The sequence below is a fragment of the Bacillus sp. TH25 genome (genome assembly GCF_016650935.1).
Classification (GTDB): Bacteria; Bacillota; Bacilli; order Bacillales; family Bacillaceae_G; genus Bacillus_A; species Bacillus_A mycoides.
In genome coordinates this window covers 479,275-496,900 of record NZ_JAEKEU010000037.1, presented here as the reverse complement: position 1 = coordinate 496,900, position 17,626 = coordinate 479,275, and the positions used below count along the sequence as shown (strand labels likewise).

General features: G+C 37.4%; 18 protein-coding genes, 18 tRNA genes, 1 pseudogene and 4 riboswitches. Of the genes and pseudogenes, 2 read left to right on the top strand and 35 right to left on the bottom strand.

Going from position 1 to position 17,626, the window contains the following annotated elements:
• Nucleotides 1–6: 6 nt before the first annotated feature.
• The 15 genes and pseudogenes from kdpA to tenA form a co-directional block, all read right to left on the bottom strand.
• Nucleotides 7–1,674, bottom strand: a complete 1,668-nt coding sequence (kdpA, locus tag JFT89_RS21555) for a potassium-transporting ATPase subunit KdpA (RefSeq protein WP_016094754.1) — start codon at nucleotides 1,672–1,674, stop codon at nucleotides 7–9.
• A 19-nt stretch (nucleotides 1,675–1,693) separates the two neighbouring features.
• Nucleotides 1,694–1,774 (bottom strand): K(+)-transporting ATPase subunit F, encoded by an 81-nt coding sequence (gene kdpF, locus JFT89_RS21550; RefSeq protein WP_000972378.1) that lies wholly within the window; start codon nucleotides 1,772–1,774, stop codon nucleotides 1,694–1,696.
• Nucleotides 1,771–1,875: a SipW-dependent-type signal peptide-containing protein gene (locus tag JFT89_RS21545; RefSeq protein ID WP_000887888.1), complete on the bottom strand. Its 105-nt coding sequence runs from the start codon at nucleotides 1,873–1,875 to the stop codon at nucleotides 1,771–1,773. Before JFT89_RS21545 ends, kdpF begins: the two co-directional genes overlap by 4 nt.
• A gap of 94 nt (nucleotides 1,876–1,969) precedes the next feature.
• A riboswitch (cyclic di-AMP (ydaO/yuaA leader) is annotated at nucleotides 1,970–2,115 on the bottom strand.
• Nucleotides 2,116–2,376: 261 nt separating this feature from the next.
• Nucleotides 2,377–2,607, bottom strand: a complete 231-nt coding sequence (locus tag JFT89_RS30370) for a hypothetical protein (RefSeq protein ID WP_042889410.1) — start codon at nucleotides 2,605–2,607, stop codon at nucleotides 2,377–2,379.
• Between the two features lie 24 nt (nucleotides 2,608–2,631).
• Nucleotides 2,632–3,009, bottom strand: a pseudogene (locus tag JFT89_RS30365) (hypothetical protein); the annotation flags it as partial.
• 93 nt (nucleotides 3,010–3,102) lie between these two features.
• Nucleotides 3,103–3,250, bottom strand: a riboswitch (cyclic di-AMP (ydaO/yuaA leader).
• 557 nt (nucleotides 3,251–3,807) lie between these two features.
• A complete protein-coding gene (gene thiD, locus JFT89_RS21535; protein ID WP_195743284.1) occupies nucleotides 3,808–4,629 on the bottom strand; it encodes a bifunctional hydroxymethylpyrimidine kinase/phosphomethylpyrimidine kinase in 822 nt (273 codons plus the stop codon).
• Nucleotides 4,630–4,635: 6 nt separating this feature from the next.
• Nucleotides 4,636–5,655 (bottom strand): thiazole biosynthesis adenylyltransferase ThiF, encoded by a 1,020-nt coding sequence (locus JFT89_RS21530; protein WP_016094757.1) that lies wholly within the window; start codon nucleotides 5,653–5,655, stop codon nucleotides 4,636–4,638.
• Entirely contained in the window at nucleotides 5,648–6,418 is a 771-nt protein-coding gene (thiG, locus tag JFT89_RS21525; RefSeq protein ID WP_002134479.1) for a thiazole synthase, read from the bottom strand. The genes JFT89_RS21530 and thiG overlap by 8 nt, the downstream gene beginning before the upstream one ends.
• A 2-nt stretch (nucleotides 6,419–6,420) precedes the next feature.
• The gene (gene thiS / locus JFT89_RS21520; protein ID WP_001049509.1) at nucleotides 6,421–6,624 is read right to left on the bottom strand and encodes a sulfur carrier protein ThiS; all 204 of its coding nucleotides are present in this window, start codon (nucleotides 6,622–6,624) and stop codon (nucleotides 6,421–6,423) included.
• Between the two features lie 15 nt (nucleotides 6,625–6,639).
• Nucleotides 6,640–7,749: a glycine oxidase ThiO gene (gene thiO / locus JFT89_RS21515; protein WP_016094758.1), complete on the bottom strand. Its 1,110-nt coding sequence runs from the start codon at nucleotides 7,747–7,749 to the stop codon at nucleotides 6,640–6,642.
• Nucleotides 7,742–8,362 (bottom strand): thiazole tautomerase TenI, encoded by a 621-nt coding sequence (gene tenI / locus JFT89_RS21510; RefSeq protein WP_016094759.1) that lies wholly within the window; start codon nucleotides 8,360–8,362, stop codon nucleotides 7,742–7,744. The genes thiO and tenI overlap by 8 nt, the downstream gene beginning before the upstream one ends.
• Nucleotides 8,363–8,372: 10 nt before the next feature.
• On the bottom strand, nucleotides 8,373–9,374 hold the full coding sequence (locus tag JFT89_RS21505; protein WP_016094760.1) for an ABC transporter substrate-binding protein: 1,002 nt from the start codon (nucleotides 9,372–9,374) through the stop codon (nucleotides 8,373–8,375).
• Entirely contained in the window at nucleotides 9,371–10,123 is a 753-nt protein-coding gene (locus tag JFT89_RS21500; RefSeq protein WP_033708337.1) for an ABC transporter permease, read from the bottom strand. Before JFT89_RS21500 ends, JFT89_RS21505 begins: the two co-directional genes overlap by 4 nt.
• On the bottom strand, nucleotides 10,123–10,872 hold the full coding sequence (locus JFT89_RS21495) for an ABC transporter ATP-binding protein (RefSeq protein WP_016094761.1): 750 nt from the start codon (nucleotides 10,870–10,872) through the stop codon (nucleotides 10,123–10,125). The genes JFT89_RS21500 and JFT89_RS21495 overlap by 1 nt, the downstream gene beginning before the upstream one ends.
• Nucleotides 10,841–11,536: a thiaminase II gene (gene tenA / locus JFT89_RS21490; protein ID WP_002150502.1), complete on the bottom strand. Its 696-nt coding sequence runs from the start codon at nucleotides 11,534–11,536 to the stop codon at nucleotides 10,841–10,843. The genes JFT89_RS21495 and tenA overlap by 32 nt, the downstream gene beginning before the upstream one ends.
• Before the next feature lie 89 nt (nucleotides 11,537–11,625).
• A riboswitch (TPP riboswitch) is annotated at nucleotides 11,626–11,729 on the bottom strand.
• Nucleotides 11,730–11,789: 60 nt separating this feature from the next.
• Nucleotides 11,790–11,902, bottom strand: a riboswitch (TPP riboswitch).
• Nucleotides 11,903–12,161: 259 nt separating this feature from the next.
• Between tenA and JFT89_RS21485 the strand changes: the two genes are divergently transcribed.
• Together JFT89_RS21485 and JFT89_RS21480 are read left to right on the top strand one after the other, a co-directional pair.
• Nucleotides 12,162–13,322 carry an SH3 domain-containing protein gene (locus tag JFT89_RS21485; RefSeq protein ID WP_016094762.1) on the top strand — a complete coding sequence of 387 codons (1,161 nt, stop codon included), beginning with the start codon at nucleotides 12,162–12,164 and terminating at the stop codon, nucleotides 13,320–13,322.
• A gap of 5 nt (nucleotides 13,323–13,327) precedes the next feature.
• Complete coding sequence (locus JFT89_RS21480; protein WP_002010638.1) at nucleotides 13,328–13,660, top strand: hypothetical protein; 333 nt, start codon at nucleotides 13,328–13,330, stop codon at nucleotides 13,658–13,660.
• Nucleotides 13,661–13,901: 241 nt separating this feature from the next.
• On the opposite strand, the gene JFT89_RS21475 is transcribed toward JFT89_RS21480, so the two are convergent.
• The 20 genes from JFT89_RS21475 to JFT89_RS21380 all read right to left on the bottom strand — a co-directional run bounded on the left by JFT89_RS21475 (nucleotide 13,902) and on the right by JFT89_RS21380 (nucleotide 17,620).
• Nucleotides 13,902–15,053: a DUF3965 domain-containing protein gene (locus JFT89_RS21475; RefSeq protein WP_002063841.1), complete on the bottom strand. Its 1,152-nt coding sequence runs from the start codon at nucleotides 15,051–15,053 to the stop codon at nucleotides 13,902–13,904.
• Between the two features lie 422 nt (nucleotides 15,054–15,475).
• Nucleotides 15,476–15,895 (bottom strand): CBS domain-containing protein, encoded by a 420-nt coding sequence (locus tag JFT89_RS21470; RefSeq protein WP_002010634.1) that lies wholly within the window; start codon nucleotides 15,893–15,895, stop codon nucleotides 15,476–15,478.
• A 131-nt stretch (nucleotides 15,896–16,026) separates the two neighbouring features.
• A tRNA-Glu gene (locus JFT89_RS21465) sits at nucleotides 16,027–16,098 on the bottom strand.
• A 1-nt stretch (nucleotide 16,099) separates the two neighbouring features.
• Nucleotides 16,100–16,174, bottom strand: a tRNA-Asn gene (locus JFT89_RS21460).
• A gap of 7 nt (nucleotides 16,175–16,181) precedes the next feature.
• Nucleotides 16,182–16,258 (bottom strand) — tRNA-Ile (locus tag JFT89_RS21455).
• A gap of 10 nt (nucleotides 16,259–16,268) precedes the next feature.
• A tRNA-Trp gene (locus JFT89_RS21450) sits at nucleotides 16,269–16,339 on the bottom strand.
• A 3-nt stretch (nucleotides 16,340–16,342) separates the two neighbouring features.
• Nucleotides 16,343–16,418, bottom strand: a tRNA-Thr gene (locus JFT89_RS21445).
• 20 nt (nucleotides 16,419–16,438) lie between these two features.
• Nucleotides 16,439–16,514: transfer RNA gene (locus JFT89_RS21440), tRNA-Phe, on the bottom strand.
• A gap of 9 nt (nucleotides 16,515–16,523) precedes the next feature.
• Nucleotides 16,524–16,599: transfer RNA gene (locus JFT89_RS21435), tRNA-Asp, on the bottom strand.
• 2 nt (nucleotides 16,600–16,601) lie between these two features.
• Nucleotides 16,602–16,678: transfer RNA gene (locus JFT89_RS21430), tRNA-Met, on the bottom strand.
• 24 nt (nucleotides 16,679–16,702) lie between these two features.
• Nucleotides 16,703–16,795, bottom strand: a tRNA-Ser gene (locus tag JFT89_RS21425).
• Nucleotides 16,796–16,813: 18 nt separating this feature from the next.
• A tRNA-Ala gene (locus JFT89_RS21420) sits at nucleotides 16,814–16,886 on the bottom strand.
• A 15-nt stretch (nucleotides 16,887–16,901) separates the two neighbouring features.
• A tRNA-Pro gene (locus tag JFT89_RS21415) sits at nucleotides 16,902–16,975 on the bottom strand.
• A gap of 10 nt (nucleotides 16,976–16,985) precedes the next feature.
• Nucleotides 16,986–17,059, bottom strand: a tRNA-Arg gene (locus JFT89_RS21410).
• A gap of 3 nt (nucleotides 17,060–17,062) precedes the next feature.
• Nucleotides 17,063–17,151: transfer RNA gene (locus JFT89_RS21405), tRNA-Leu, on the bottom strand.
• A gap of 16 nt (nucleotides 17,152–17,167) precedes the next feature.
• Nucleotides 17,168–17,242, bottom strand: a tRNA-Gly gene (locus tag JFT89_RS21400).
• A 29-nt stretch (nucleotides 17,243–17,271) separates the two neighbouring features.
• Nucleotides 17,272–17,352 (bottom strand) — tRNA-Leu (locus JFT89_RS21395).
• 17 nt (nucleotides 17,353–17,369) lie between these two features.
• Nucleotides 17,370–17,445: transfer RNA gene (locus JFT89_RS21390), tRNA-Lys, on the bottom strand.
• A gap of 4 nt (nucleotides 17,446–17,449) precedes the next feature.
• A tRNA-Gln gene (locus JFT89_RS21385) sits at nucleotides 17,450–17,524 on the bottom strand.
• Between the two features lie 12 nt (nucleotides 17,525–17,536).
• Nucleotides 17,537–17,620: transfer RNA gene (locus JFT89_RS21380), tRNA-Tyr, on the bottom strand.
• Nucleotides 17,621–17,626 lie beyond the last annotated feature (6 nt).

Genomic DNA, 17,626 nt, shown 5'->3' with positions numbered 1-17,626 from the left:
CCTCCATTACTTCAATGTAAGAAATTCTGCAATTGGGCCGAGTACTAACATCGGGAAAAATGTTAACGCACCAACAATTACAATCGTTCCAATAAAGATTCCTCCAAATAAACCATTATCCGTACGGAACGTTCCGACTGTTTCTGGTACGACCGTTTTCTCCTTCAGTGAAGCAGAAACAGCTAGCATCGTAATTAAGCTGAAGTAACGTCCTAAAAACATAACTAAACCAGTCGTAATATTCCAAAACGGCGTATTATCTGCTAATCCTTCAAATCCAGACCCGTTATTCGCAGCTGACGATGTGTATTCATATACAACTTGCGTTAAACCGTGAAAACCGGAATGAGAAATGGCATCTGTTCCTAAACTTGTTGAAAGAGCTAATGCTGAAAATCCTAAAATAAGCAACGGATGGAATAATATCGTTACCGCAATTAATTTCATTTCCTTACCTTCAATCTTTTTACCTAAAAACTCTGGCGTCCGTCCGACCATTAATCCTGATATAAAGACTGCAATAATTGCATACATGATAATATTGATAAAGCCTGCTCCAACGCCGCCATATACTGTATTCAACATCATATTTACGAGTGGAACTAAACCGCCAATTGGTGTTAACGTATCATGCATCGTATCAACCGCTCCTGTTTCAGCAGCTGTCGTTACTGTCGCGTAAAGTGAAGAAAATACGGTTCCGAATCGTACTTCTTTTCCTTCTGTGCTTCCTTGCACATGCTGGATACCCGTTTGGTTCAATACTGGATTTCCATGTAATTCGGATGTCGTAATCGTTATAAATCCTAGTAAAAAGACCATGAACAGTGATACAAAAAGGATACGCCCTTGCTTTTTATTTCCTACCATTCTTCCGTACGTAAATGGAAGTGCTGTTGGTAATAACATCATAAGCATCATTTGTAAAATATTACTAATTTGTCCTGGATTTTCAAATGGATGCGCTGAGTTTGCTCCGAAGAAACCACCACCATTATTCCCAAGTTCCTTAATTGAAACGAATGATGCAACTGGTCCACGTAAAATACTTTGCTTCGCACCATCAATTGTTTGTGCTGTAACCGCCCCATCTAAAGTTTGTGGTACACCAAGTGCGACAAAGACTAACGCCGCAATAAATGCGATAGGAAGAAAAACTCTCGTTAACGCTCTCGTAAAATCAACGAAAAAGTTACCAAGTTCTTTTCCAGCGAGCCCTCTTATAAATGCCATAACGAGCGCTAACGTCGTTGCTGGTGCCGCAAACATTAAAAATGTAATCCCGATTAATTGTGATAAATATGATAAACCATTTTCACCGCTGTAATGTTGTAAGTTTGTATCAGCCATAAAACTAATCGCTGTATTAAAAGCGAGCGTAGGCTCCATCCCTTCAATATGCGCTGGATTTAATGGCAATACACCTTGTAATCTGAAAATGAAATATACAACGACAATCATAAATCCATTGAGTAGAACTAATGATAATGCATACTGTTTCCACGTTTGATTGTATCCTTTTACACCTGTAATTTTAAAAATAAGTTTCTCAAAAGGCCCGAATACTTTATCTAGCTTCTTGCTACCTTGAAAGGCTTTCTCTAAATAAATCCCCATTGGCTTTGCTACTAAAATAAACAAGAGCATTGTAATAATGACTGCAACCCAAATCATAATGAATGATTCCCCCTAATTAAAACTTTTCTGGATTTAATAATGCGTATACTAAGTACACCGTAATCGCTGCAACAATAACCGATAAGGCAATCATCATGATTGCTTCCCTTCTTTCACAACTTTATCTGACCAACTTGCAAGACTTGCCATTGATGCGACTAACCCAACAAAAATCCCGATCATTACAACATCTAACATAACTACCCCTCACTTCTGTTAAAATTTACCATCTTATTATCAAAAAAAGAACACTAAGCTCTACTTAGTGTTCGAAACGAACAACACAAAGTAAACCTCCTCTCTAAACGCTTACGAGGTTAGCTGTCGGATTCGGGCCTAAAGAGTAGCCCTACTTTCAAAATTGAAAGATTCACCCCAAGTGACGATGCACAAAATTGGTTCCCCCGCTCCATTTCTGGAACTCAGCGATTTTAGGTTTTTTTGGAAATTTCATGAATGATTTATGAGAGTAAATATACTCCTCTATATTTAACTTGTAAAGAGGCAAATTACTGAAAATAAGAAAATATCCCGCTGTTTAAACGCTTACATTAAGTATCATTCATATAATTCCATCTATTTCCTTGTCTTTTCTTTCTTTTTCATAAAAATGATCTTTTAAATATGAAATAAAAAGAGCGAATGACATGAAGTGCATAGCTTGTTGCACTCAGCATTCGCTCTCTTTTCATTCAATCTTTATTCTCCTCGTAAAAAAGCACGCAAATTTCTCCCTCGAATATAAACTTGTGATAATTCTGCATGTAACTGCTCATATTCGGTAATATCCACCTCTAAATACAAAACATCTTTTGATGGTAATATAATATATGGCCCTGGAAAAAGAGGATCGAGCACTACCAATTCGTGAACTCTCTCTACCGATACCGCCCAACGATTCGCTATATCTCCTAGTAACAACACTTTCATCTTCATTTCCCCCACCTTATTCAAAAAATAAAAAGAAATATTATCACAGTTCGTAAACACTACAAATTTAGCTCCAATTGTTTCATAGAGCCTGGCCGGATATCGTTTATTCCTTGTAACAACAGTAATAGGCGCTTGAAAAGAAAAACGAATGCGTTCTGTGAAGAAACTAACTATCGGAAGCTCATCTCCTAATAAAATTACTTTCTTAATCCGCTCGCAAATACTAGTAAAATCCTGCTCCTTATTACAGCTATAAGTCCAATCAAATCCACAATTTCTAACTTGATCTGCTATCTCTTCATTTGCTGTAAAAATAATTAACTCATGCTGAAATGCTGCTAGCTCTCTTAAACTCTTTACCTTATTTTCTTCTCCAACACAAATAAGTGTTAGTTCCATGTACCTCATCCTCCTTAGCATAAAAGAATCCAAACATAGATTGATATTCTCCTATACTAATCAGATCGACGAAGTGATATATCCATCATGGCACCGCCCTCTCTCAAGACGCTTACGAAGTTAGCTGTCGGATTCGGGCTTTGAGAGTAGCCCTACTTTCAAAATTGAAAGATTCACCCCTAGTGACGACGCACAAATTGGTTCCTCCGCTCCATACATTTGGACTCAGCGTATTACAAAAAATGTATTCTGGCTGATATATTACTCCTGTATTTGGAAAAAGTAAACAATGAAAAATCCTTAAAATGGATTTTTCATTGTTGCTAGACATTATAAATATTTATATTCAATAGGAATTTTCATGAGTCGTATTATAATAATACTAAATAAAGAAATGATTAAAAATTAAACGTGAAACGAGGATGCTATATGACCGAGGATAAAAAGAATAATTTTATTAAAATAATAAACATTCTAGGTAATTCGTTACTTTTAATTCTAGCGATTTTAGTTACTATTACTAGTTATACTGAATTCCGTACTACACTAGAAATCATTTTTTAAATTTCTTGTTTGTTATTAATTTATAGTAAATACTTAAGTAATAATAAGAAAGCTATGATTCCATACCTTATATTTTTAATATTAATATCATCACACCTTTTATATACTTTATTTATCTAAAAGGACACATTTAAACAAGATACCCAAATCAAATTCACTACCATATATTAAACTTCTATTAATCATTAACCTTAATAACCAGTGAGGATATAGCCCCACTGGTTGAATTTTCACTTATGCACGCGCTTTATTCAATTTATACGCAAAATGATTCGTCGGCCCATGACCACTTCCAATATTCAACGGCTCTTCAATCGCTATACTAATAAATCGTTTTGCTTCTTGAACCGCCTCTTCCATCAAGTAGCCTTTCGCAAGTCCTGCTGTAACCGCTGAAGCAAATGTACACCCACTTCCGTGCGTTTGCTTCGAAGGAATTCGTTCACTTCTAAATTCAATAAACTCTTCTCCATCAAAGAGTAAATCAATTACTTCATTCCCTTGATATTCTGCATGTCCGCCCTTCATAAGCACATATTTAGCACCTAATTCGTGCAACACTTCTGCAGCTTTTTTACTATCTTCTATATTATGAATCTCCATCCCAGTTAACACTTCTGCTTCAGGAACATTCGGTGTTACAACCGTTGCTAGTGGCAATAAATATTCTTTTAATGCTTGCACTGCTTCTTGTTGTAATAATGATGCCCCGCCCTTAGCAATCATAACAGGATCTAGCACAATATTATTCCAGCCAAATTTCTTAATATGTTCTGCGACAATTTGAATAATTTCACTGCTAAATAGCATCCCTAGTTTCACAGCATCTGGCGTTAAATCCGTACCAATTGAATTCAGCTGTTCCGTAATTCCTTCTAAAGAAACAGGATATACCCCTTGAACGCCAAGCGTATTTTGAGCAGTAATTGCTGTAATAGCCGTCATTCCATACACACCAAGCTCTTGGAAAGTTTTTAAATCTGCTTGAATTCCAGCGCCGCCTCCGCTATCAGATCCTGCAATTGTTAAAGCTTTATTTACTTTCATCCCACTCATCCTTTTCTATCCAAAATAGCGATGATAAATTGTTTTCGCTTCACTTATATCTTTCGTTCCATGCACAAGTACACGACCATCTTTGAAAGCAACTAATCTCTTTTCTTCAACAGAAAACGATAATAAATATGGATTTACATTCAAATCATTCACGCGACCATTCAGCAATTTTTTATATTGTTCAAAATCCATTTCCTCTTTATGAGGTGGTCTAATTTGAACTGTATTTCTCCCGCATAACACTGCTGTTTTTGAAGTGTTTTCCTTATTTAAATATGGATATACTGCCTGTTCACCACACGATAGACAATTATGTTTACGAAGCTTTCGCACATTCATACATGAATATTCATTTTTCCATACATCAAATGATACAAGCCCATCTCGAAGCGAGTCATAATCTTCTACTAACAGTTTAAGTGTTTCCGTTACTTGATGAGAAACGACAAGAGACACAGCAGGCGATATAATCCCCGCTGTATCACATGTCGCTCCGCCAAGCGGAATCGATTGTAATAAACAAGATAAACATGGCGTTTTTCCTGGAAGAATAGTATAAGAAAGACCGTAACTCCCTACACATGCCCCATAAACCCATGGAATAGAATATTTTTGCGATATATCATTCACAATGAAACGTGTTTCGAAATTGTCAGTCGCATCGATGATTACATCAACATTTGTAACGAGTTCTTCCAACTCTTCAGCCGTTACATCCTGAACGCGAGCTTCTACTCTTACTTCACTATTAACCTCTTCTAGACGTTTTTTTGCCGCTACAGCCTTCGGAAGATTATTCTCTACATCACTCTCTGCATACAATTGTTGTCTTTGCAAATTACTCCAATCGACATAATCACGGTCAACAATTGTTACTTGACCAACGCCTGCTCTTACAAACATCTCTGCGTTTGCACTACCTAATGCGCCTGCACCGATAATAAGTACATGCTTTGTCCTTATCTTTTGTTGCCCTTCTTCCCCAATTGGAGAAAATAGCTCTTGGCGAGAATATCGATTATTCAACTACGCTCATTCCTTCTAAAGGACTACTTGCTGTCGCGCAGCGCTTGCGTGCAATACGACCTGCTTCAAAACCTAAACGACCTGCCTCAATACTTAATTTCATTGCTTGTGCCATCTTAATAGGATCTTTTGCTCCCGAAACAGCTGTATTCAATAACACACCATCCGCTCCTAATTCCATCGCAAATGCCGCATCAGCTGGGCTACCAATACCTGCGTCAACGATAACTGGTACTGTCGCTTGTTCAATAATGAAGCTTAAATTTAATGGATTTACAATACCAAGTCCTGATCCAATTGGTGATGCTCCTGGCATAATCGCATGCACACCAAGTTCTTGTAGTTTGCGTGCTAATACAACATCATCAGATGTGTAAGGAAGAACGATAAATCCTTCTTCTAGTAACATTTCAGATGCCTTTAACGTTTCTACTGGATCAGGTAATAACGTTCTATCATCACCAATAACTTCTACTTTTATCATGTCACAAAGTCCAGAAGCTTTTGCTAATTTTGCAATACGAACAGCTTCTTCAGCATTTTTTGCTCCTGCTGTATTCGGTAATAACGTATATTTTTTCACATCAAGTTTCTCTAATAAATTAGGCTGCTTCGCATCAAATATATCCATACGACGTACTGCGAATGTTAAAATCTCAGCCTCAGAAACATCAATTGCCTTTTGCTGCACATCAAAATCAGGAAATTTCCCTGTTCCTAATAAAAGTCTAGAATGAAATGAAAATTGTCCAATGTTTAACATAATCAACCGCCTCCTACGAAAGTTACAATCTCAATTTGATCCCCATCAAAAACAGATGTATCGTTATGATCATCTTTTTGTAAAATATCTTTATTACGTTCTACTACAACAATTCTGTTATCTAACTCTAAATGTGTAAGTAGCCCAGCTACTGTTTTTACACTCTCTGGTACTTCAATTTGGTTACCATTAATTTTTAAATTCAAACTTCCATCCCCTTTCTAAACCGTTTTAGAAAGCAATGAATCTAGCAAGTGATTCTCCTGCTTTCCTTCTATTAAATCAGCCATATACTGACCAGAAACAGGACTTAATAAAATGCCGTTTCGATAATGGCCCGTACAAGCATATAAACCTTTTATTTCTTCATGCTCTCCCATATAAGGAGCTTCATGATTAGACTGCGGTCTTAACCCAGCCCACGTACTTTCCCATTCTGCTTCTTTTAAAGCAGGCAATATTGTGTAGGCACGCTCTAATATGGAAGTAATACTTTCTGGTTGTACAGACTTATTAAACGTATGAGGCTTCATTGTTGCCCCAATTACGTAACGGCCACCACGTTTCGGCGTAATATAAAAACGTTCTTGGAAAATAGGAGCTTTCAAGAGCGGTTTCTTGCTTCTTACTGCAACAACTTCACCCTTCACAGGATACGTGCCCCAATCACTATGGAAATAATGTAGTAATTTCGTACTCCATGAGCCTCCAGCGATAACGACTTTTTCACATGTTATTACACCTTCACTCGTAACAATTCCAGCCACTTTATTGTTTTCAATTTGAATATCAAACACTTCTGTCTGTTCATATATGTCAGCTCCAGAAAATGCCGCGGAGTGTGCGAATGCTTTCGTAAGATCTGGTGCAATAACATGACCATCTTTTGGATAATATACTGCTCCTATAATTAATTCGGATAGAAACGGCTCTTTTTCTCGCAAACGATCACCCGTTAGAAAATATGAATCTTCACCTGTTTTCTGTTGCCAATCCATAATATGAAGAATTCTTTTCTTCTCATCTTCATTTTGAGCGATGCGATAAATGCCCTTTTCTTCATACCCAATATCGATGCCTGTTTTTTCACGTAAAACTTCTGCAAGTTGTGGAAATATAGCACGGCTTTCTCTAGCAAGCTCAAACAACGGATCATATGCATCCCATTCTGCCTGAACACCGAGTAAACCAGCAGCTGCTTTCGAAGCTTCAGATGCGATTCTTTGCTTCTCTACAATCGCTACTTTATGCCCTCTTTCTGCTAGAAAGTGTGCAACTGAACTACCAATTACACCTCCGCCAATAATCGCTACATCATACTTCTTACACATGTTTTTCCGCCCACTTTCTTATTGATTCCTTATAAGATTTCGCCTTGCTATACGGATTACTACTGCTTATAATCCCGGACATAACAGCAATGCCACTTACACCATTTGCAAGAACATCACCTGTATTTTCAGGGGTAATCCCACCAATTGCAGTTATTGGTATGGATAAACAACTTGCCATATGAGTAATTTCTTCTAATCCTCTCGCTGGTACACCTTTTTTACAATCTGTCGGAAATACATGACCATAAACGAGTGAATCTGCTCCATTTTTAAATGCTACTATCGCTTCATCTAGCGAATGTACTGAATAACCGACATGCAAATAAGAAAATTTTTCTTTCACTAACCTTACATCTGCGCTTCTGTATCCTAGTTGAACACGAGGAATATTTAATAGAATGGCGATATCAATTCGATCATTTATAACAAGCTTAGATGGCGGAAAGCCTTTTTTTAAAAGACTTTCCACACCTTCATACAATTCCTTCGTACTCTTCTCACGCTCACGAATATGCAAATAATCAATCTCACTCTCAATTTGCATCGCTACATTCACTAATTCTTCAAATGGCATATGGCCATTTGAGATTACATGAAGCTCATTTTTCATATTCATTCGCCTACTTTAAAATGTTTTCGAATAATTCATCGGCTGGAACAATTTCTTTCGCCATTCCTTTGTCTTTCAACCATTTATTTTGTTTCTCCCATGACTCTTTTGAATCCGATAAGAATGGCTCATCTTTCGTTTCCATCTTCTCTAATAAAATTTTCATACTTTCTTTTTCAACTTCTGGTACAAGCGGGAAGTTTTCTTTTTCTTGATGATCTAATAAAATATTTAATGCTTCATCGGGGTTTTTCTTCATAAAGTCATACCCTTTTTGTGCCCCACGTAAAAAGGCTTGCAATGCTTCTTTATCTTTTTTCAACGTTTTATCACCCGTTACAAACACAAGCTCATGATAGTTCGGTACACCATAATCTGCTGGATTAAAGTATGCTGGTTCATGACCTTCATGACGCATAACAGGTACTTCATGGTTAATGTATGCCCCTGTTACCGCATCCACTTTTTTCGTAATTAATGCTGGTACTAAATCAAAGCCAACATCGACTACTTTCACTGTATCTGGATTACCACCAGCTTCTTTTACCATCGTTTTTAAATACATCTCACTTAAAGGTGTTCCAGAATATCCAACTGTTTTCCCCTCTAAATCTTTTGGCGATTGAATGCCTGCTGATTTCAGTGATACAACATGATTTAACGGTGAACGTACGACAGCTCCAATTGATTTCACTGGAATTTGTTCATTTGCTTTTGCCATGACAACATCTGGTTGATAATACAAACCAACTGTCACTTTCCCTGCCGCCGCTAGCGTTAATGGATCAGTCGGATTAGAAGGGAATTTAATATTCACCTTTACTCCTTCTTCTTTAAAATACCCTTTTTCAATTGCCGTATAAATAAAGCTATGTACCGCATTCGGGTACCAATCAAGCATTACTGTTATTTCTTTTTCTGTTTTATTCTTATCTGATGCTGAATTACTCGAACATCCTGCAATCATTGCAACTAATAATGTCAACACAAAGATGCGTTTTAATAATTTCATGAATGCTTCCTCCAACTAATGAATTTCTTTTCTAATATCGAAATAAGTATGACGAAGAAAATAGCTAATAATGATAACAATACAATTGGTGCAAATACACCCGCTCCGTCTAACTGCGTCATCATTCTTTTACTGAAATATCCAAGCCCAGCTTGTGCACCCAGCCATTCTCCAATTGCTGCCCCGATCACACTAAGCGGAACTGCAATTTTTAACGCTGAGAAAAAGTAAGGAAGAGCAGATGGCAATTTTAGCTTTAGAAAAATATCTTTTTTCGTTGCACCATACGTAACTAAGAGCTCCTCCCATTCTTTCTTCGTACTACGCAGTCCATCATACGTATTTACCGCAATTGGGAAAAACGTAATTAAAACTGTAACAACAACCTTGCTCCAAATGGTATATCCAAACCATAAAACAAATAGCGGCGCAAGTGCTGTAATCGGGATTGTTTGTGAAGCTACTAATAACGGATAAAATGCTCTCTCCATCCATGTACTCGCATTCATTAACATTGCTAGCCCTACGCCCAGTACGATAGAAATAACAACGCCTATTAAAACGACGTACAACGTTGCAGGTAAATGAACCGTAAATAATATATCTTTCAGCGCCCATATCTTCATTACAATTGCAGACGGTGATGGCAAAATGTACATCTCATCTACAATTCTTGCTCCTACTTCCCACAGAGCAAGTAAAATCCCACTTAATATGAGGGCAGGTAATAGCTCCTTCAAGCGATTCATCATACGAGTACCTGCCTTTGTAACATACTAAGGAGATCCTCTTTAAGCGCTAACACTTCAGGCTTATATAAATCTTTTCTTGTTCGGTTACGATCAAGCGGCACAATTCGCTCAGTTAAAGTTGCTATCGGTTGATTTTCTACAACCAAAATTCGATTTGAAAGAAACAGTGCTTCTTCAACATCATGAGTGATAAATAAAATTGTTTTTTCCCACTCTTTCCATTGTTCAAATAACCATTCTTGCAAAGATGCCTTCGTTAAAGCGTCCAATGCACTAAAAGGTTCATCTAACAATAATATCTCCCCGCCTGTTAATAAAGTTCGGATAAAAGATACGCGTTGCCTCATACCGCCAGATAAATCTTTCGGATATTTTTTCTCGTACCCTTGTAAACCAAATTTATGTAACAGTTCTTTCGCTTTTACTTGCGCTTCTTTCTTCTGCACTCCTTGGCACTCTAGCGGCAGGGCCGCATTTTCAATAATCGTCCTCCACGGCAAGAGCATATCTCTTTGGGGCATATACCCTACAGGATGACTCTTTGTTTCTGTCAGCTCTATCTGTCCAGTACTTGCCTCTTCTAAGCCTGTAATAAGGCGAAATAAAGTACTTTTCCCGCATCCACTCGGTCCGATAATACTTACAAACTCTTTATCTTGTATAGAAGCATTTAATTCACTGATGATTGGTTTCTCATCATAATGAAAGGAAACATTATGAAACTGTAGTATGTTCTTGCTCCTCAAAACCCCACATCTCCTTACGATAAGCCATATCCCAGAATAAATATTCAAATCGGCTGGAATATAAGAAAATCTCCTCTAATCGGTCTAGCTCTTTCTCTGACTTTCCAACTGCCATTTCATTTAATAAATCTATTAACCAAATACAAAGGTTACCGTATTCTTCAGAACTATATCCTTGAATCCACTCTCCAAAGAACTCATGATCTCCTGCTCCAGGAATATCATTTAAACGCTTTCCAATCTCCCAATAACTCCACATACATGGAAGTAAAGCTGATATTAATTCTGCAAGTGTGCCATTTTGAGATACAGACATCATGTAATTTGTATAGGCTAAATTTTTAGCAGATGGTTTCGCAGATTCCATCTCTTGTGCAGAAATGCCAAGTCTTTTTGCATACTGTTTATGAATCGTCATTTCACCATTTAAAATCCCATCAATTTGCTCTGCAAATTTTGCCATAACTTGTGGATTCGTTGCCTTTACAACCCCAATTGCATATAGCTTTGCATAATCTAACAAATATAAATAATCTTGAATAATATAGTACTGGAATTTGTCTTTTTCCAACGTACCATCCCCCATACCTACTACAAACGGATGATTATGACTTTTCTCCCAAACAGGCTGCACCGTATCAAATAATCTTTCACAAAATTTCATTAATAATTCCCCTTCCTATATATCTATTTATCTCAATAAAAAAACCACTTCTGTATATAAGAAGTGGTTACAGCAAATAAAATTATAATTTATTCGTTGTTCCACTTCCCTTCGCTAGTATTATCTAGATCAGGTGTTGTAAGGGTTAAGGATTATTCCTCTCTCAGCACGAAAAGCACCCCTAGTGGTGTTAATATGAAATTTTTAAATAAAAAAGCCCCGTTTCTATACGCAAAGAAACGGGGACTCATTGTTAGTGTCCGAATTGCTTCCCTACGCTAGCATAATCTAGATCAGGTAATAAAAAGGATCAAAGACTTAAGGTCTTACTCTCAGCTGGCAACACCAGCCCTCCTAGCAAACTATAAAATTATCACTGTCAGTATAACACCGCCATAAGACATCATCAACTGTTTTAATTTTCTTAATTGCGAATTAAATATTAACGTGTTAAACAAATATAAATGCGACCCCACAAATGATATATACAATATTTATATATGAACCTCTCTTCTAACATTATTTATATTGATTTCATATTACATTTATGTGAATACACCCACTATATTATATCTTTATACTATAATAAAATTACAACTATACAACTAGAGGAGGTCTTTATTACATGAATATGAAAGCTACAGCTTTAACAGCAACTACTATCGCAATTGCTTCTTTACTTCCTTCTATGGGAGAATCCGATATACAAACAGCAGCTGCTAAGCAACCATCTACAGTAAAAACTGGATATGTAAAAATTGACAACGTTGCACTACATCAAAATAGCCATACAGACAGTGCAATAATTGATACCATTCGATTTAATAGCCCGGTTACTATTCTTGAGACAACTCAAGATTGGTATAAAGTATCTGTTAACAACAAAACAGGCTATATGAAAAAAGATGCAATTCTATTCAAAAAAAATGTTCAACCAAAGTCTCAATATATCGTAAATGCAAACGCATTAAACGTTCGTTCTGAACCTAATACAGAGTCTTCTATTCTAGATATATTACCAAATGGTCAATTCATTACCATTCAAGGTGAACAAGGAGATTGGTACAAAATATTACATAACGGTCAAATTGGTTACGTACAAAAAACATTTGTATCTAATGGATCCACACCTCTAGTAAAAGGTGTAACAGTACAAGGTTCTCCTTCGTATACTGTTGCAACACCAAAATTAAATGTACGTAGCAATGCTAGCACAAGTGGCACTCTACTTGGCTCATTACAAAATGGTACACAAGTACAAGTAGTAGAAACGGTAGGTACTTGGTATAAAATTCGTTTTGGCACAGGATACGGATATGTAGCAAAACACTATGTAGTGCAAAATCAAAATCAAGCACAAGCTAAAACAGCTCAACCTGCATCAATTCCAGCAGTTTTCAAATTCCCTACTCAAGGAAAAATCAGCTCCACTTTTGATATGCGCTGGGAGCAAATGCATTATGGTATAGATATAGCAGCACAAGGAAATGTCTCTATTCAAGCTGCTGCTGCGGGTAAGGTTGTGAAATCTTATTATTCGGCTAGCTATGGCAATGTCGTGTTCATCGCCCATCAAATAAATGGGAAATTATATACAACAGTTTATGCTCATATGAAGGATCGCACTGTACAAGCTGGTGATCAAGTACAAACTGGACAATTAGTAGGTCATATGGGAAACACAGGTCATTCATACGGGCAACATCTCCATTTTGAATTACATAATGGGGAATGGAATTTTGAAAAAACAAATGCAGTAAACCCACTGCCATATTTAGTTAGGTAAATTATATGCCACGCAATATACCTCTCTTTATTGAATACCTGGCCTTTTTAGGTTTAATCTGTTGTTTAATCATTTATAATACGAACACTGTATTTTTATCTATTATTATTGCTTTTGTTGCTTTAGAAATCATTATGGAAGCATTACAAATGCGGCTAAAACAAAAAATTGCCCATATTTATAATGTAATTTTTCTTTTAAGTGCTCTTATAACAAATATAATTAGTAATGGTTTTTATTTATCTACCGTACTTCCTGTATTCTTTATAGGTGTTTTATTATTCATAGCTAGATACGTTCATGTTCCTAATAACCAAAAACATGAACAAGAAGCTTAGAAAGAGGAAACACTGTGTACCAATATTTCAAAGATAATCCAATGAAATATATATTGAATTTATATGAAAAAATGAATACTTTTTTTGGTATACAAGGAAGTTATACTGCACAATTTCTCCTTTATGGAATGTTATTTCTTATCTTAGTTACTTTCTCCTTGCTTTACTAACAAAAAAAGGATCTCACATAAACTTGAGATCCTTTTTAATTTATATTAATTTTTAATATGTAAAATATGGTTTATCCACAAGCATATTTTTCATAAATGAAACTAAGATTATATTTTTTCTCTAAGCTCATTCTTTGTTCATCGTCGCACCAATAGAAAAGAATATCATGAATCGTTGCATAACGCTTATTTTTAAGAAATAGTTTAAAGAATGATGGTAAACAATCATGTAATTGTATAAATATATAATTGCGTAGTATTTCTTCTTTGTATTCAATTCCCTTACAAATATACAGTAATTCTTCACAATAATATGCATGCTGTGGAACTTGGATCATTTCGAAAAATGGTACATATGATAGTAGCTTTCCAATAAAATGACCATACCGATCCATTACCCCTATCGTCATATGCTCCATCATTTCTTTCATCACATATAAATAATCATCTACATGAGTTGTCTTTAAAGGGTCTAATCGATCGGAAATTTGTGAAAGTACAGCTCTTTGACAAGCTAAAACCGCTTGACTAGGTCCATAATATGATAGGAAGTCTGTACACTTACGATACTTTCGTAATAAGTCATGTGTATATAAATCATACACAAAAGTATTACAATACATTGCCAGACTCATCATATCACTATTTAATTTCTCTTTTGACAGTGTTTTCGCTCGCTTACACATATAAAAGAATGTAAATTCCAATACTTCTTTATGAGATAATAGATGTTTGCAATCTGTTATACATTTCTCATTAAATTTAACTCGATCCCAAATTTCTACATCCTCAGCTGTTAATTCACCAATACGATATTTAATAATTAAATAGTTTAAAGCAACTGCTTTCGTCAAAAGATCCCATGTTTCATACTCCAATGAAGTTCGGACAAATTCATCTAGCCCTTGGGTTATCATAAAAGCATTTGCCTCTTCATACCAACCAATCTCTTGGCATAAACGAAGAATACGTACTAGAGTTGGAATTTCATCTTTATGAAACTGCGGTAAATTCTTTACTTTATTCATGCCATATACGATAAATGGCGCTAAATTTTCTTCTTTATAAAATTCTTTTTCTTTCCATACTAATATAGTTCGCTCTTTCCCTTCACCTTTTGGATGACAAGGTACAAGCAAAGAAAATAACTCAGCGAAATTATTTGGTTCTATATATGTATCTGTAACCAAATTCCAATTTGGATCGCCCTGTACAGCCCTCATATAATTCCCCTTCCCTTTTTATCCCGCTATTTGCAGGCAGTAAGACTCCCACCTCAAAATTCTGCGAATACGAGGAAGTTAGGTGGGAGATAAAACTGCCCATAAAAGCCCGATTGGTTCAACTAATAATTATTGGGGGATGGACACCCCCAATGATTAAAGTTTCACTTTATCTACGTAGGAAATATTAATTCATTATTACATCATTAACAATAAATATTGTTATATTCAAAATCTATCATAATACTTATATCTCTCAGTATATCATTTTTTCTCTTATTAAAAATTAGGAATGACAAATTTAAAAAAACTGTCAAAAATATTGACTCTATACTTATTATATAATGCCCTAGATACATCACGCTAACATATTAGTTTAATCCGTATATACTAGAATAATGTATCTGATCTTTATACATAATTTATTCCATATGCTCTGAGATTTCACTTAAAGCAAACCCTGCTTGATCATCTGCTGATTTTCTTATAGCTAAATCACCTAGTGCTAGCATCCCAACAAGTTGACCGCTCTCAACTACCGGTAACCGTCTAATTTGATATTGTGCCATTAATTCTGTAGCTTTTTCAATAGAATCATCTGGAGAAACTGAAACAATGTTTGTTGTCATTACATTTGTAATTTGATTAGATCCAGGATGTTTTTCAGCAATCCCACGAACAACTAAGTCTCGATCAGTAACAAGCCCAACAACTTGTTTATTTTCAATAACAGGAATCAATCCAACCGATTCTTCCTTCATTTTTACAGCTGCCTCATATACATTGTCTAATGGTGTACAATGTACGATATGAGTACTCATAAGTTCTCTAACTTGCGTCATTTTTCATCTCCTCCTTTTAATACATACCATAGCTTTTCCTAAATCCCTTTATTTATTTCGGGAAAATAAGGTGATAAAAAGAGGCTTATACATAATAAAAAAGAGTCAGCAATATGCTGACTCTTTTTTTATGACCCGTACGGGATTCGAACCCGTGTTACCGCCGTGAAAGGGCGGTGTCTTAACCACTTGACCAACGGGCCATGGCTCCGCAGGTAGGACTCGAACCTACGACCGATCGGTTAACAGCCGATAGCTCTACCACTGAGCTACTGCGGAATATATATGGTGGGCCTAAATGGACTCGAACCATCGACCTCACGCTTATCAGGCGTGCGCTCTAACCAGCTGAGCTATAGGCCCATATACTTTACAGGGGCAGTAGGAATTGAACCCACACTGGAGGTTTTGGAGACCTCAGTTCTACCTTTAAACTATGCCCCTAAATGGTGCCGGCTAGAGGACTTGAACCCCCAACCTACTGATTACAAGTCAGTTGCTCTACCAATTGAGCTAAGCCGGCATAAAAAAAAAACAAAAAAATGGTGGCTCGGGACGGAATCGAACCGCCGACACGAGGATTTTCAGTCCTCTGCTCTACCGACTGAGCTACCGAGCCAACATAAAATGGCGGTCCCGACCGGGGTCGAACCGGCGATCTCCTGCGTGACAGGCAGGCATGTTAACCACTACACCACGGGACCATTGGTTGCGGGGACAGGATTTGAACCTGCGACCTTCGGATTATGAGCCCGACGAGCTACCGTACTGCTCCACCCCGCGACGATATTATGTTTTAAAAATAAATGGAGGAGGTAGAGGGATTCGAACCCCCGCGCGACTCTCGCCGCCTGTCGGTTTTCAAGACCGATCCCTTCAGCCGAACTTGGGTATACCTCCGACATATAAAAAATAAAGTGGAGCCTAGCGGGATCGAACCGCTGACCTCCTGCGTGCAAGGCAGGCGCTCTCCCAGCTGAGCTAAGGCCCCATGTTTTTGGGAAAATCGGGAAGACAGGATTTGAACCTGCGACCCCCTGGTCCCAAACCAGGTGCTCTACCAAGCTGAGCCACTTCCCGTTAATAAAAGCGCGCCCGAGAGGAGTCGAACCCCTAACCTCTTGATCCGTAGTCAAACGCTCTATCCAATTGAGCTACGGGCGCATATGGTGCCGAGGGCGGGGGTCGAACCCGCACGGTGGTCACCCACCGCAGGATTTTAAGTCCTGTGCGTCTGCCTGTTCCGCCACCCCGGCATGTCATACTGAAAATTGGAGCGGAAGACGGGATTCGAACCCGCGACCCCAACCTTGGCAAGGTTGTATTCTACCACTGAACTACTTCCGCAAGACATGTTTGAGTTATTTTATTAAAAGTGCGGGTGAAGGGAGTCGAACCCCCACGCCAAAGGCGCTAGATCCTAAGTCTAGTGCGTCTGCCAATTCCGCCACACCCGCATATTTTTTTAAGAAAATGGTGAGCCATGAAGGATTCGAACCTTCGACCCTCTGATTAAAAGTCAGATGCTCTACCAACTGAGCTAATGGCTCTTAATGGCTGGGCTAGCTGGATTCGAACCAGCGCATGACGGAGTCAAAGTCCGTTGCCTTACCGCTTGGCTATAGCCCAATAATTAAGAAATGGTGGAGGGGGGCAGATTCGAACTGCCGAACCCGAAGGAGCGGATTTACAGTCCGCCGCGTTTAGCCACTTCGCTACCCCTCCGACATA

Bases quoted from the DNA above. Each gene is read 5' to 3' on its own strand.
- JFT89_RS21505 (WP_016094760.1), bottom strand. From the start codon at position 9,374: ATGAAATTATTAAAACGCATCTTTGTGTTGACATTATTAGTTGCAATG.
- thiO (WP_016094758.1), bottom strand. From the start codon at position 7,749: ATGTGTAAGAAGTATGATGTAGCGATTATTGGCGGAGGTGTAATTGGT.
- thiD (WP_195743284.1), bottom strand. From the start codon at position 4,629: ATGAGTGGGATGAAAGTAAATAAAGCTTTAACAATTGCAGGATCTGAT.
- JFT89_RS21470 (WP_002010634.1), bottom strand. From the start codon at position 15,895: ATGACGCAAGTTAGAGAACTTATGAGTACTCATATCGTACATTGTACA.
- JFT89_RS30370 (WP_042889410.1), bottom strand. From the start codon at position 2,607: ATGAAAGTGTTGTTACTAGGAGATATAGCGAATCGTTGGGCGGTATCG.
- kdpF (WP_000972378.1), bottom strand. From the start codon at position 1,774: ATGATGATTGCCTTATCGGTTATTGTTGCAGCGATTACGGTGTACTTA.
- JFT89_RS21500 (WP_033708337.1), bottom strand. From the start codon at position 10,123: ATGAATCGCTTGAAGGAGCTATTACCTGCCCTCATATTAAGTGGGATT.
- JFT89_RS21485 (WP_016094762.1), top strand. From the start codon at position 12,162: ATGAATATGAAAGCTACAGCTTTAACAGCAACTACTATCGCAATTGCT.
- JFT89_RS21480 (WP_002010638.1), top strand. From the start codon at position 13,328: ATGCCACGCAATATACCTCTCTTTATTGAATACCTGGCCTTTTTAGGT.
- tenI (WP_016094759.1), bottom strand. From the start codon at position 8,362: ATGAAAAATGAGCTTCATGTAATCTCAAATGGCCATATGCCATTTGAA.
- tenA (WP_002150502.1), bottom strand. From the start codon at position 11,536: ATGAAATTTTGTGAAAGATTATTTGATACGGTGCAGCCTGTTTGGGAG.
- JFT89_RS21475 (WP_002063841.1), bottom strand. From the start codon at position 15,053: ATGAGGGCTGTACAGGGCGATCCAAATTGGAATTTGGTTACAGATACA.
- thiG (WP_002134479.1), bottom strand. From the start codon at position 6,418: ATGTTAAACATTGGACAATTTTCATTTCATTCTAGACTTTTATTAGGA.
- JFT89_RS21545 (WP_000887888.1), bottom strand. From the start codon at position 1,875: ATGTTAGATGTTGTAATGATCGGGATTTTTGTTGGGTTAGTCGCATCA.
- kdpA (WP_016094754.1), bottom strand. From the start codon at position 1,674: ATGATTTGGGTTGCAGTCATTATTACAATGCTCTTGTTTATTTTAGTA.